The sequence below is a fragment of the Marinobacter sp. genome, from assembly GCF_041690455.1.
GTDB lineage: Bacteria > Pseudomonadota > Gammaproteobacteria > Pseudomonadales > Oleiphilaceae > Marinobacter.
The window spans coordinates 14,660-28,501 of record NZ_JAWLHI010000031.1; the positions used below are offsets into that span (position 1 = coordinate 14,660).

At 60.7% G+C, this 13,842-nt stretch carries 10 protein-coding genes; 7 read left to right on the top strand and 3 right to left on the bottom strand.

Annotation, left to right across the window (positions count from 1 at the left end; genetic code table 11):
- Window positions 1–7: 7 nt before the first annotated feature.
- Genes ftsH through ggt form a run of 3 tightly spaced genes read right to left on the bottom strand, consistent with a single transcriptional unit; the run spans window position 8 to window position 3,907 of the window.
- On the bottom strand, window positions 8–1,915 hold the full coding sequence (ftsH, locus tag ACESMW_RS09340; RefSeq protein WP_372986770.1) for an ATP-dependent zinc metalloprotease FtsH: 1,908 nt from the start codon (window positions 1,913–1,915) through the stop codon (window positions 8–10).
- Window positions 1,912–2,160, bottom strand: a complete 249-nt coding sequence (locus ACESMW_RS09345; RefSeq protein WP_372986771.1) for a YkoF family thiamine/hydroxymethylpyrimidine-binding protein — start codon at window positions 2,158–2,160, stop codon at window positions 1,912–1,914. The genes ftsH and ACESMW_RS09345 overlap by 4 nt, the downstream gene beginning before the upstream one ends.
- 43 nt (window positions 2,161–2,203) lie before the next feature.
- Window positions 2,204–3,907 carry a gamma-glutamyltransferase gene (gene ggt / locus ACESMW_RS09350; protein WP_372986772.1) on the bottom strand — a complete coding sequence of 568 codons (1,704 nt, stop codon included), beginning with the start codon at window positions 3,905–3,907 and terminating at the stop codon, window positions 2,204–2,206.
- A 144-nt stretch (window positions 3,908–4,051) separates the two neighbouring features.
- Here ggt and purU point away from each other — a divergent pair, with 144 nt between their 5' ends.
- From purU to cmk, 7 genes are all read left to right on the top strand, one after another.
- Entirely contained in the window at window positions 4,052–4,906 is an 855-nt protein-coding gene (gene purU / locus ACESMW_RS09355) for a formyltetrahydrofolate deformylase (RefSeq protein WP_113862287.1), read from the top strand.
- Between the two features lie 126 nt (window positions 4,907–5,032).
- Window positions 5,033–7,600, top strand: coding sequence for a DNA gyrase subunit A (gene gyrA, locus ACESMW_RS09360; protein WP_372986773.1), 2,568 nt, complete (start codon window positions 5,033–5,035; stop codon window positions 7,598–7,600).
- Window positions 7,597–8,679, top strand: coding sequence for a 3-phosphoserine/phosphohydroxythreonine transaminase (serC, locus tag ACESMW_RS09365; RefSeq protein ID WP_372986774.1), 1,083 nt, complete (start codon window positions 7,597–7,599; stop codon window positions 8,677–8,679). Before gyrA ends, serC begins: the two co-directional genes overlap by 4 nt.
- A 2-nt stretch (window positions 8,680–8,681) precedes the next feature.
- Entirely contained in the window at window positions 8,682–9,779 is a 1,098-nt protein-coding gene (gene pheA, locus ACESMW_RS09370) for a prephenate dehydratase (protein WP_372986775.1), read from the top strand.
- 12 nt (window positions 9,780–9,791) lie between these two features.
- Window positions 9,792–10,916 carry a histidinol-phosphate transaminase gene (gene hisC / locus ACESMW_RS09375; RefSeq protein ID WP_372986776.1) on the top strand — a complete coding sequence of 375 codons (1,125 nt, stop codon included), beginning with the start codon at window positions 9,792–9,794 and terminating at the stop codon, window positions 10,914–10,916.
- A gap of 1 nt (window position 10,917) precedes the next feature.
- The gene (locus ACESMW_RS09380; RefSeq protein ID WP_372986793.1) at window positions 10,918–13,146 is read left to right on the top strand and encodes a bifunctional prephenate dehydrogenase/3-phosphoshikimate 1-carboxyvinyltransferase; all 2,229 of its coding nucleotides are present in this window, start codon (window positions 10,918–10,920) and stop codon (window positions 13,144–13,146) included.
- The gene (gene cmk, locus ACESMW_RS09385) at window positions 13,146–13,826 is read left to right on the top strand and encodes a (d)CMP kinase (protein WP_372986777.1); all 681 of its coding nucleotides are present in this window, start codon (window positions 13,146–13,148) and stop codon (window positions 13,824–13,826) included. Before ACESMW_RS09380 ends, cmk begins: the two co-directional genes overlap by 1 nt.
- Window positions 13,827–13,842: the final 16 nt, after the last annotated feature.

Below are 13,842 nucleotides of genomic sequence, written 5' to 3' on the forward strand. Positions count from 1 at the left end.
GTGAACCTCAGGCGATCTTGCGGGCGTTTTCCTTGCTGAGGATGTCCTCGATTTCATCTGATGAGAGGGTTTCTTTCTTCAGCAAGGCCTTGGCCAGGGCCTCCAGGTGGTTCCGATGCTCGGTCAGGAAATCCACTGTGGCTTTTTCCAGTGCCATAAGCTGGGCCTGGATTTCGCCGTCGATCAGCTCGGCCATCTTTTCACTGAATTCCCGTGGCGCGCCCATCTCCCGGCCCAGGAAGACATGCTCCTCACCGATGCTCAGGCCCAGGGGGCCGAGTTTCTCGCTCATGCCCCATTGACCGATCATCTTGCGCAACAGCTTGGTGGCCTCCTTGAGGTCGTTCTGGGCGCCGGTGCTGACTTCGCCATAGATGAGTTTCTCGGCCGAACGACCGCCGAGCATGACCTTGATGCGATCCTTCAGGTAGCTCTCGGTGAAGGTATAGCGGTCTTCCTTGGGTGTTTGCTCAGTCACACCCATGGCCATGCCGTGAGGAATGATAGTGATCTTGGTGAGCGGGTCCGCCTTGGGCATGAAGTAGGCCATGATGGCATGACCGCTTTCGTGGTACGCCACGGCCTGCTTTTCGTCTGGTGTCAGCTGGGCATCCCGTTCCTCACCCAGGATCAGGCGGTCCCGGGCCTCATCAAAACATTGGGCGTCCACCTTATCCTTGTTCTCACGGACCGCGGTCAGGGCTGCCTCGTTCACCAGGTTCTTCAGGTCGGCACCGGAGAATCCGATGGTGCGTGCAGCGACCTGTGCCAGGTCAACGTCGTCGGCCAGCGGAACCTTGCGGACATGAACACTCAGAATGGCTTCCCGGGCGTCCTTGTGGGGGCGGTCGAGGGTAATGGTGCGGTCGAAGCGGCCGGGGCGGAGCAGGGCGCTGTCGAGCACGTCCGGCCGGTTGGTGGCGGCAAGTACCAGGACATTTTCGTGCTCCTCGAAGCCGTCCATTTCGGTCAGGATCTGGTTCAGGGTCTGTTCCCGTTCATCGTGACCACCACCCAGGCCGGTGCCACGTGAGCGGCCGACCGCGTCCAGTTCGTCGATGAAAATCAGCGCCGGCGCTTCTTTGCGGGCAGTCTGGAACATGTCGCGGACCCGGGCCGCGCCCACACCGACAAACATTTCGATGAACTCCGAGGCGCTGATGCTGAAGAATGGTACATCCGCCTCCCCGGCGATGGCCCGTGCCAGCAGGGTCTTGCCGGTGCCCGGCGGGCCGACCAACAGCACACCCTTGGGCATCACCGCGCCCAGCCTGCGGAACCGTTCCGGGGCTTTCAGGAAGTCGATGATTTCGGTGATCTCTCGCTTGGCGGATTCGATCCCGGCGACATCGTCCAGGCTGGTGTGGGAGGTTTCCGGGCGGGCCCGGCGGGCTTTGGATTTGGCGTAATCGAACAGACCACCGCCCTGGGTCATCCGCCGCTGGGCGGCGCCCCAGAACCAGAACATCAGGGCCAGCAGCAGAATCCACGGCAGGAACGCCTGGATCAGCTGTTGCCACCAGGGCAGCTCGGAACTGGTGGCCCGGATGGTGACGTTATTCTGCTCAAGCAGCGGCAGCAGTTCCGGGTCTTCCATGGGTGGTCGCACGGTGTGGAAACCGGTGGTCGGTTGCCGGGCCTGGGTCTGGCTGCTGAAATCCGTCACGCCCTGGTCATTGAACATGCCCAGGATTTCCTCGGATCTCAGCGTTACCTCCGCAACCTGACGTTCAGCCACCGCGGTCTTGAACTCGGAATAGGCGAGCTCCTGCTGGCGCGGCTGGTCCCCGCCCTGCAACCACAGCACCATCAGGAAGATGGCGGCGCTCAACCAGAGAAAGGCAAACTGGTTGGGAATCGCGGGTTGCTGGTTATTGTCCGGTTTCTGCTGGTCCGGTCCTTGCGGTGCTGTCATCTGGGCCTCCGGTCGCCCTCCATGATTTTGGCGACGAATACGGATTTGCCATAGGTCTCGAACGACCACTTCATGGTATCCGAGAGAACCTTCATGACTTCATCGTATTCGCCAAAGATTTCTGTACTCATACGTCCGGAATACACCTCCAGCCCGGATTCTTCAAGTCTGGCAATCAGATCCCAGATCGGCTGTTTGTAGTCATCCTTGAGCGGATAGCAGCTCAGTTGTACTGAAAGATACATGGTACCTCCTTTCGGATCAGTGACCCGGGTCAATCGGATTCGTTCAATACCCCATGGCCGATGAGGTGCTCCGGCGCGGATCGGCGCCTCCGTACAGCGTACCATCGGCACCGATCAGAATGCTCTGGATGGCACCCATGGCGGATTTGGTCACCACCGTGTGGCCCTTGTCCTCTAGCCGTTGAACGGTATCAGGGCTGATGCCCTGTTCAATGCGGATTTCGTCCGGCAGCCATTGATGGTGGATCCGGGGCACGCTTACCGCTGTCTGTATATTCATATTATGGTCAATCACGTTCATTACCACCTGCAATGTGGTGGTAATGATCCTCGAGCCGCCCGGGCTGCCGGTGACCAGGAAGTTCTTGCCGTCCTTGCGGACAATGGTGGGCGACATGGAGCTGAGCATGCGCTTGCCGGGTTCCACCTTGTTGGCTTCTCCGCCGATTAGGCCGTAGGCATTGGGCACGCCGGGCTTGGCGCTGAAGTCGTCCATTTCGTTGTTGAGCAGGAAACCGGCGCCGGCTACGGTGATGCCCGAGCCATAGCTGAAATTGATGGTGTAGGTGTTGGAGACCGCATTGCCCCAGCGATCGACCACGGAAAAATGGGTGGTCTCGGGGCTTTCGTAGGCCGCGGGCTCTCCGGGGCCGATCTCGCTGGCGGGGCGGGCCTGATCCGGCTTGATGGTCTCACGCAGACCCTCGGCGTAGGCCTTGCTGGTAAGGCCGGCGAGCGGTACGTCGACATAATCGGTATCACCCAGGTATTGCGAGCGGTCCGCGTAGGCCAGTTTCATGGCCTCAGCCATATGGTGGATGGTGCTGGCGGAGTTGTGGCCCCAGTCGGAAATGGGGTAACCCTCCAGGATGTTCAGGATCTGGACGATGTGGGTGCCGCCGGAGGAGGGTGGCGACATGGAATAGATGTCGTGGCCGCGATAGGTGCCATGGACCGGTTCGCGGATGGCCGGTTCGTATTCCCTCAGGTCCTGTTCGGTGATCAGGCCACCATTGCGCTGCATTTCCTCGGCAATGAGGCGGGCGGTTTCGCCCTCGTAGAAGCCCTTGACGCCGTTATCGGCAATCCGCTGGAGGGTGGCGGCCAGTTCCGGCTGACGGAAACGCTCACCCGGCTGCCAGGCCGAGCCGTCTTCCTTGTAGAAGGTCTCGAGGGTTGCGGGCCAGCGCTGCAGCCGCTCCTTTGCCTGTTCCAGGCCCTCGGTGAACCGGTGGGGCACGATAAAGCCGTCCCGGGCGAGTGTGATGGCCGGTGCCAGGGCCTCATTGAGGCTGATGGTGCCATGGCGCTCCAGGGCCAGCGCCAGACCAGCGACCGTGCCCGGTACGCCGGCGGCCAGGTGGGTAAACCGGCTGCGGTTGGTGACCGCATTACCATCCTCATCCTGGAACATGGTTTCGCTGGCGGCCGCGGGCGCTTTCTCCCGGTAATCGATGGCTTCGGGAGCACTGCCGTCGCCCGGTGACACCAGCATGAAACCGCCGCCGCCAATATTGCCGGAACGGGGTTGAGTGACGGCCAGCGCAAAGCCTGCCGTGACCGCGGCATCAACGGCATTACCGCCATTTTTGAGCACTTCCAGCGCCACCTCCGTAGCGAGGGTGTGGCTGGTGGCCACCATGCCATGTTTGCCCTGGACCGGGTGGAAGCGTTCACCCTCAAGAATGGCCTGGGCCCATACCGTGGGCAGGCAAGTCATCAGCAGTAAAAGCACGATTATCCGCATGCGTCCATTCCTCGTTTTAGGCGTTCAGATAGGCTATGATAGCCGGTCATTTTTGATGGTGCGTACCGATTGCCCGCCTTGTGTTTTTCCACCGGGGTCCCCGTCGCACCTGCTTTCCCGGATTCAAGTTAAGGAAAGGCTTTCATGGAGCATACCTATCGTCTTGTGATTTCCTGCCCGGATCGGGTCGGAATCGTTGCCAAGGTGAGTAATTTCCTGTCCACCTACAATGGCTGGATTACCGAGGCGAGCCACCATTCGGATACCCAGACCGGCTGGTTCTTCATGCGTCACGAGATCAAGGCCGAGTCCATCCCGTTCGGACTGGACCAGTTCCGTGCCGCGTTCGAGCCCATTGCCCGCGAGTTCAACATGAACTGGCATATTGCCGACTCCGCGCGGCCCAAGCGGGTCATCCTGATGTGCAGCAAGGAATCCCACTGTCTGGCGGATCTCCTGCACCGCTGGCACAGCAAGGAGCTGAATGCCGAGATCGTCGCGGTCATTTCCAACCACGATGATCTGCGCCGCATGGTGGAATGGCATGAAATCCCGTATCACCACGTGCCGGTGAGCAAGGAAAACAAGGCCGAGGCCTTCGCCCACATCGAGGAACTGTTCGGGAAGTACGAGACCGATGTGGTGGTCCTGGCCCGCTACATGCAGATCCTCCCGGCCGAGCTGTGCGAGAAGTACGCCGGCAAGGTGATCAACATCCACCACAGCTTCCTGCCGTCCTTCGCCGGTGCGCGCCCGTACCATCAGGCGTACAGCCGTGGGGTGAAGCTGATCGGGGCCACCTGCCATTACGTGACCCAGGACCTCGATGAAGGCCCGATCATCGAACAGGACGTCATCCGCATCAACCACAGCGATTCCATCGAAGACATGGTTCGTCTGGGCAAGGATGTGGAGAAAAACGTGCTGGCGCGCGGCCTGCGGGCGCACGTTGAAGACCGGGTGATTACCTACGAAAACAAGACCGTGGTGTTTGGTTAAGGCTCAGCCACAAGTGCCCCGGAAAAGGGCGGACTGTGGTATGCTTGGCGGCTTGTTGAAGAATAAATACGGGGCCCGGAAACGGCTCCCGCACGACTTCCAGATAACGCAAAGGAACCTTTCTCGATGGGTGAGTTAGCCAAAGAGATCCTGCCGGTAAACATTGAAGACGAGTTGAAGCAGTCCTACCTCGATTACGCCATGAGCGTTATCGTCGGCCGGGCACTGCCGGATGTGCGCGACGGCCTCAAGCCGGTGCACCGTCGGGTGCTGTTCGCCATGTCCGAACTGGGCAATGACTGGAACAAGGCCTATAAGAAGTCCGCCCGTGTGGTGGGTGATGTTATCGGTAAATACCACCCCCACGGTGACTCTGCGGTATACGACACCATCGTGCGTATGGCCCAGCCGTTCTCCCTGCGCTATCCACTGGTGGATGGTCAGGGTAACTTCGGTTCCATTGATGGCGATAACGCGGCGGCCATGCGTTACACCGAAATCCGCATGGAGAAGATTGCGCACTCCCTGCTGGCGGATCTGGACAAGGAAACCGTTGATTTCGTCGACAACTACGACGGCACAGAGCGGATTCCTGATGTGCTGCCGACCCGGGTTCCGAACCTGCTGGTAAACGGTTCCTCCGGCATCGCCGTGGGCATGGCCACCAATATCCCGCCCCACAACCTGACTGAAGTGGTCAACGGCTGTCTGGCGCTGATTGATAACGGTGACCTGACCGTGGATGAGCTCATGGAGTACATCCCCGGCCCGGATTTCCCGACCCAGGGCATCATCAACGGCCGTGCCGGCATCGTCGAGGCCTACCGCACCGGTCGTGGCCGCATCTATATCCGCGCCCGCCACGAAATCGAGCAGGACAAGAAAACCGGTCGCGAATCCATCATCATCACCGAGCTTCCTTACCAGCTCAACAAGGCCCGTCTGATCGAGAAGATCGCCGAGCTGGTGAAGGAAAAGCGCGTTGAGGGTATTTCCGAACTGCGGGACGAGTCGAACAAGGAAGGTATCCGCGTTGTGATCGAGCTGCGCCGTGGCGAGAACGCCGACGTGGTGATCAACAACCTGTTCGCCCATACCCAGCTGGAAACCGTGTTCGGTATCAACATGGTTGCCCTGATCAACGGCGAGCCCAAGACCCTCAACCTGAAAGAAATGCTGGATGCGTTCCTGCGCCACCGCCGCGAGGTGGTGACCCGCCGGACCATCTACGAACTGCGCAAGGCCCGTGAGCGTGGCCATATTCTCGAAGGTCTTACCGTTGCACTGGCCAACATCGACGAGATCATCGAGCTGATCAAGCAGTCCCCGACTGCGGCCGAGGCCAAAGAAAAGCTGATGGACAAGGGCTGGGCGCCGGGTGATGTGCTGGCCATGCTCGAGCGTGCGGGCGAAGACGCCTGTCGCCCCGATGACCTGCCGGAGATCTATGGTCTGCGCGAAGGCCTGTACCACCTCTCGCCGGAACAGGCCCAGGCCATTCTGGACCTGCGTCTGCACCGCTTGACCGGTCTGGAAACCGAGAAGCTGCAGAACGAGTACAAGGACATCCTCGAGAAGATCGCCGATCTGCTCGACATCCTGGGCGATCCGGAGCGCCTGCTGCAGGTGATCCGTGAAGAGCTGGAAGCGATCGTGAACGACTACGGCGACGACCGCCGTACCGAGATCACCAGCTCCCGCCGTGACCTGACCATTGCTGACCTGATCGACGAAGAGGATCTGGTGGTCACCATCTCCCACGGTGGTTACGCCAAGACCCAGGCGGTCGAAGATTACCAGGCCCAGCGCCGCGGTGGCCGTGGCAAGGCTGCCACCTCCATGAAGGACGAAGACTTCATCGAGAAACTGCTGGTGGCCAATTCCCACGACACGATTCTGTGTTTCTCCAACCGTGGCAAGGTCTATTGGCTGCGGGTGTTCGAGATTCCACGAGGTAGTCGTGGCTCCCGGGGCCGCCCGATGGTCAACATCCTGCCGCTGGACGAGGGTGAGCGTATCACCACCTTCCTGCCGGTGAGGGATTACCCGGAGGACCAGTTCGTGTTGATGGCTACCTCCAACGGTGTGGTCAAGAAGACTCCGCTGCCGAACTTCTCCCGTCCGCGCAGCAACGGCCTGATTGCCCTGAACCTGGACGAAGGCGATACCCTGGTTGGTGCGGCCATCACCAAGGGTGATGCGGAAATCATGCTGTTCTCCAGCGCCGGCAAGGCCGTGCGATTCACCGAAGACCAGGTGCGGCCCATGAGCCGGACTGCCCGCGGTGTGCGTGGTATCCGGATGCCGGAAGGCCAGCATGTGGTGTCACTGATCATTCCGGAAGAGGGTGGTGTGATCCTGACCGCCAGTGAGCATGGCTACGGTAAACGCACGGCTATCGACGAATTCCCCACTTATAGCCGGGGCAGCCAGGGCGTTATCGCCATGCAGTGCTCCGAGCGTAACGGTGATCTGGTCACCGCGCTCCAGCTGTTTGATGGCGATGAAATGATGCTGATTTCGGACAAGGGTACCCTGGTGCGGACCCGCACCGATGAGGTTTCCATCCTGAGCCGTAATACCCAGGGGGTACGCTTGATCCGCCTGTCCCAGGAAGACGAGCGGCTGGTCGGTGTGGAGCGGATTGCAGAATCCGATGATGAAGAGCTAGAAGGCGAGGAAAGCGAAGAATGAGCAGGGCGTTCAACTTTTGCGCGGGTCCGGCTACTTTGCCGGAGCCTGTGCTGAAACAGGCCCGGGATGAAATGCTGGACTGGCGTGGTACCGGCATGTCGGTCATGGAAATGAGTCACCGCAGCGACGAGTTCGTGGCCATTGCCGAAACAGCCGAAAAAGACCTGCGTGAATTGGCCGGAATTTCAGATGATTACGCCGTACTCTTCATGCAGGGTGGAGCTTCCAGCCAGTTCTCCACTATCCCGCTGAACCTGCTCGGCGACAAGACCTCGGCGGATTACATCAACACCGGTATCTGGTCCAAGAAGGCGATTGCCGAGGCCAGGCGCTACGGTGACGTGAATGTGGTGGCCAGTTCCGAAGACAGCGGTTTTACCATAGTACCGGACCAGGCCACCTGGAACACCAATGCTGATGCCGCCTATCTGCATTACACCCCGAACGAAACCATTGGCGGCCTGGAATTCGATTTCACGCCGGACAGTGGTGATGTGCCCATGGTGGCGGACATGTCCTCCACCATGCTGTCCCGGCCGGTGGATGTGTCCCGCTACGGACTGATCTATGCCGGTGCCCAGAAGAACATCGGCCCGTCGGGCCTGGTGGTGGTCATCATCCGCAAGGATCTGCTGGGTAAGGCCCGCAAGGAAACGCCGACGATGATGAACTACCAGGTCATCGCCGATAACGGCTCCATGTACAACACCCCGGCGACCTATTCCTGGTACCTGGCCGGGCTGGTGTTCAAGTGGCTGAAAGCGCAAGGCGGCGTCAAGGCCATGGGCGAGATCAACTATCGAAAGGCGAAGAAGTTGTACGACTTCATCGACGCCAACGACTTCTACGCCAATCCGATTGAACCGCGCTTCCGTTCCTGGATGAACGTTCCGTTCACTCTGGCCGACGACGCCCTGAATGACGACTTCCTCAAGGGTGCGGACGCCCGTGGCTTGCTGAACCTAAAGGGCCACCGCTCCGTGGGCGGGATGCGCGCCAGCATCTATAACGCCATGCCTGAAGCGGGTGTCGACGCGCTGATCCAGTACATGACGGAATTTGCGAAGGAGCGTGGCTGATCATGACGGACGAGAAGACCCGTCTGGGCGAACTTCGGGACGAAATCGACAGTATTGACCAGCAGATCATGGACCTCATCAGCGCCCGGGCCCGCTGCGCCCAGGAGGTGGCCCATGTGAAGATGGCCGCGAATCCGGACGAGGACGTGTTCTTCTACCGTCCCGAGCGTGAGGCCCAGGTGCTGCGTCGTATCAAGGAGCAGAACCCGGGGCCGCTACCCGCCGAGGAGATGGCGCGGCTGTTCCGTGAAATTATGTCGGCCTGCCTGGCGCTGGAAAAGCCAATGCACATCGCCTTCCTCGGGCCGATCGGCACTTTTACCCAGGCGGCGGCCCTGAAGCATTTCGGCCATTCCGTCATCAGTGTTCCGTTGCCGGCCATCGACGCGGTCTTCCGCGAAGTGGAGTCCGGTGCAGCCCACTACGGCGTGGTGCCGGTGGAGAACTCCACTGAAGGCATGATCAACCACACCCTGGACATGTTCATGTCCTCGCCGCTGAAGATCTGCGGTGAGGTCCAGTTGCGGATTCACCACCACCTGCTGGTGTCTCCGAAGCACAAGGACCAGGAGATTACCCGCATTTATTCCCACCAGCAGTCCTTTGCCCAGTGCCGGCAGTGGCTTGATACCCATCGCTATGGCATTGAGCGCATCACCGTGTCCAGTAATGCCGAGGCCGCCCGCCGGGCCGCCGAGGAGCCGGGCACGGCAGCCATTGCCGGGGATATGGCTGCGGAACTGTATGGCCTGGAGAAACTGGCCAACAGCATCGAGGATCGTCCGGACAACACCACCCGGTTCCTGATTATCGGTCGTGAAGAGGTTCCGGCCAGTGGTCACGACAAGTCCTCCATCCTGGTGTCCATGCGCAACAAGCCCGGCGCCCTGTATCAGCTGCTGGAGCCGTTCCACCGCCACGGCATCAGTCTGACCCGGATCGAAACCCGGCCATCACCCAGCGGTACCTGGGCCTATGTGTTCTATATCGACTTCGAGGGGCACATGGAGGACGAGACCATCCGTAAGGCGCTGGCCGAGGTGGACGAAGAGGCAGTGGAGCTCAAGCGGCTCGGTTCCTACCCAATCGGCGTTTTGTAAAGGAGGCCTCGTATGGCAGTCGATTACCAGAGTCTTGCGGTCAAAGGTGTTCAGGCTTTGTCTCCCTACCAGCCGGGCAAGCCGATCGAGGAGTTGGCCCGGGAGCTGGGCCTGAAGCCCGCCGAGATCATCAAGCTGGCCAGTAACGAGAATCCGTTAGGACCCAGCGAAAAAGCACTGGCTGCCGCCCGGGAAGCATTGTCCGAAATGTGCCTGTATCCGGATGGCAACGGCTTTGATCTCAAGCAGGCGTTGTCGGAGCGCTTCGGCGTGGGCATGGATCAGATCACCCTGGGCAACGGTTCGAATGATGTCCTGGAAGTGATTGCCCGTTGCTTCGCCGACGCGGATTCCGAAGTGGTGTTCTCCCAGTATGCCTTTGCGGTTTACCCGCTGGTGACCCAGGCCATCGGCGCCAAAGGGGTATCGGTGCCAGCGAAGGATTGGGGTCATGATCTCGATGCCATGGCCGATGCCGTGACCGAGCGTACCCGCCTGGTATTCGTGGCCAACCCGAACAACCCGACCGGTACCGTGCACACCGCCGATGCCATCGAGGCCTTCCTGGCGAAGATTCCCGAAGACGTGCTGGTGGTTCTGGATGAAGCCTATTGCGAATACCTGACCGGTACCGAGTACCCCGACGGCATTGAGCTGCTCGAGCGTTTCCCCAACCTGATCGTCTGCCGTACCTTCTCCAAGGCTTGGGGGCTGGCGGCATTGCGGGTGGGTTACAGCATCAGTTCGCCTGCGATTGCAGACATCCTCAATCGCGTGCGTCAGCCGTTCAACGTGGATACCGTTGCGCTCGCTGCGGCAACCGCGGTCCTGGGGGACGAGGATTATCTGAACCGTTCCCGCGAAGTGAATGCCGAAGGGCTGAAGCAGCTGGCGGATGGTTTCGACCGCATGGGGCTACCCTACATACCTTCCGCAGGTAACTTTATCGCAGTGGAAGTCGGGCAGCAGGCGCTGGCGATCTATCATGCGCTGTTGGAACACGGCGTCATCGTGCGGCCGATTGCCGGTTACGGCATGCCGGAGCATCTTCGGGTTTCCGTGGGCCTTGCCAAGGAAAACGAACGATTCCTCGACGCCCTTGCCGAGGCCCTGAGTGCCGCCGGGGAGGGTGGCTGAAGTGGGCGACGGCGAGCCACTTTTCAAGCGCGTTGCCATTATCGGTCTGGGATTGATCGGCGGGTCCCTGGCCAGTGCCATCAGACAGCATCAGCTGGCCGGCCAGGTGGTCGGTTATGACCGGCGGGCCGACGAGCTTGCTCTCGGCGAAGAGCTGGGTGTTATTGATGTGGCGGCCGGGTCTCTGGAACAGGCGGTTCGTGGCAGTGATCTGGTGGTGCTGGCGGTTCCGGTGCGCGCGACCCGTGCGGTGCTGGCGGAGCTTAAGCCGTTTCTCGACAAGGACACAGTGCTGTCCGATGTTGGCAGCACCAAATCCAGTTTTGTCGCTGACGTCGAAGCCGTGTTCGGTGAGCTTTCTCCCCACGTCATTCCCGGGCACCCGATTGCCGGTTCCGAAAAAAGCGGCATCCGGGCCGCCAATCCCGAGTTGTTTGCCAGTCACAAGGTTATCCTGACGCCGGCGGATAACGCCCATCAGCCCGACGTCGAGCGGCTCAGGGCGCTTTGGGAGAGGTGTGGTGCCACCGTGTTGACCATGTCCGTGGCCTACCATGATGAAGTACTGGCCGCCACCAGCCACCTGCCGCATCTCATCGCTTTCTCCCTCGTGGACACCCTGGCCGGGGAAGACGAGAATATGGATATCTTCCGGTATGCCGCTGGCGGCTTCCGGGATTTCACCCGGATCGCGGCCAGCGACCCGGTGATGTGGCACGACATCTTTCTGTCGAACCGGGATGCGGTGCTCCGGGTTATCGACCACTTTACCCATGATCTGGACCAGTTGCGGTCTGCCATTGCCTCCGGCGATGGTGCAATGCTGCTCCGGGTCTTCAGTCGCGCCAAGGCGGCGCGGGAACACTTCACCAAGATGCTTTCAGGACAGGCGTACGTGACTAACAACAGCGAAAAGCAGGTAACCTTCCGAGTCCAGCCCGGTGGCTCCATCCGGGGTGATATCCGGGTTCCGGGTGACAAATCCATGTCCCACCGTTCCATCATGCTGGGTGCCCTGGCGGAGGGAATCACCGAGGTAAAAGGCTTCCTCGAGGGTGAAGACAGTCTGGCGACCCTGCAGGCATTCCGTGACATGGGCGTGACCATCGAAGGCCCGGAAGACGGTTTTGTTCGCATCCACGGTGTCGGGATGCACGGCCTGCAGGCGCCGCGAGGCCCGCTCTATCTGGGGAACTCCGGAACGGCCATGCGGCTGTTTGCGGGCCTGCTGGCCGCTCAGCCGTTTGATTCCGAGCTGACCGGTGACGCCAGCCTGTCCAAGCGCCCCATGGGGCGTGTTGCCGATCCGCTCCGGGCCATGGGTGCGGTGATCGACACCGCCGAGGGTGGTCGTCCGCCGCTGAAAATCCGCGGAGGTCATAAACTGACCGGCATTCATTATGAAATGCCGGTGGCCAGTGCCCAGGTCAAATCCTGCTTGTTGCTGGCGGGCCTCTATGCCGAGGGCGTTACCTCGGTAACCGAGCCTGCGCCGACGCGGGACCATACCGAGCGCATGCTGGAGGGCTTCGGCTATCATGTTCACCGTGACGGCGCGACTGCCAGTGTGACCGGCGGCGGCAAGCTGACCGCCTGCGCCATCGACGTACCCGCGGACATTTCTTCCGCCGCCTTCTTCCTGGTGGCCGGGAGCATTGCCCCGGATTCCGAACTGGTGCTGCGCCATGTCGGCATGAACCCGACCCGGGTTGGTGTCATCAATATCCTGCTCCAGATGGGCGCCGATATCGAAGTGCTTGAGGAGCGGGAGATCGGTGGTGAGCCGGTGGCCGACCTTCGTGTGCGCTCTGCCGAGCTCAAGGGTATCGATATTCCGGAAGAGCAGGTGCCCCTGGCCATCGACGAGTTCCCCGTGCTGTTCATCGCCGCCACCTGCGCAAAGGGCCGCACCGTGCTCCGCGGCGCCGAGGAACTGCGGGTGAAGGAAAGCGACCGGATCCAGGTAATGGCAGATGGTCTGGCAGCCCTGGGCGTGGAAACGACCGTTACCCCGGATGGCATCATCATCGATGGTGGCCAGGAAATCGGCGGTGGAACCGTGAACAGTCATGGGGATCACCGGATCGCCATGTCGTTCGCCGTGGCATGCCTGAGGGCAACCGGCCCGATCGAGATCACGGACTGCGCCAACGTTGCCACCTCCTTCCCGAGTTTTGTGGAACTGGCGCAGCAGACCGGTATCCAGATCCGTATAGAAGGTGGTGAGTAATGGCAGACAGCAAGGCACCGGTCATCGCGGTGGATGGCCCCGGCGGTTCGGGAAAGGGCACCATCACCCAGATGTTGGCGCAGAAGCTCGGCTGGCACCTGCTGGACAGCGGCGCCCTGTACCGTCTGACTGCACTGGCGGCCACGCGCCAGGGTGTTTCCTTTGATGATGAAGAGGGGCTGGTCAGGGTGGCGTCTTCTCTGGACGTGACTTTCGAGCCAACCCCCGCGGGTCAGCCCGCGAAGGTATTGCTGGCAGGCGAGGATGTCACCTCCGAGATCCGTACCGAATCCTGCGGTGATAACGCTTCCCGGGTGGCGGTCATGCAACCGGTCCGGGATGCTCTGTTGCAGCGACAGCGGGACTTCCGCCAGGCGCCCGGTCTGGTCGCCGATGGACGCGACATGGGCACGGTGGTGTTCCCGGATGCGCCGGTGAAAATCTTCCTGACGGCCAGCGCCGAGGAACGGGCCCGGCGACGTTTTAACCAGTTGAAGGAAGCAGGTGTCGATGTTAACATTGATGCCCTTTTAGAGGAGATACGGGTTCGTGACGAACGGGATATGAACCGTTCCGCAGCCCCTCTCAGGCCCGCGGATGATGCGCAAGTCATTGATTCTACGGGGTTGAGTATAGAAGAGGTGTTGGACAGGTGTATGGCCGCAGCAGGTCAGGCCTGACTACACCTTTTTGTCG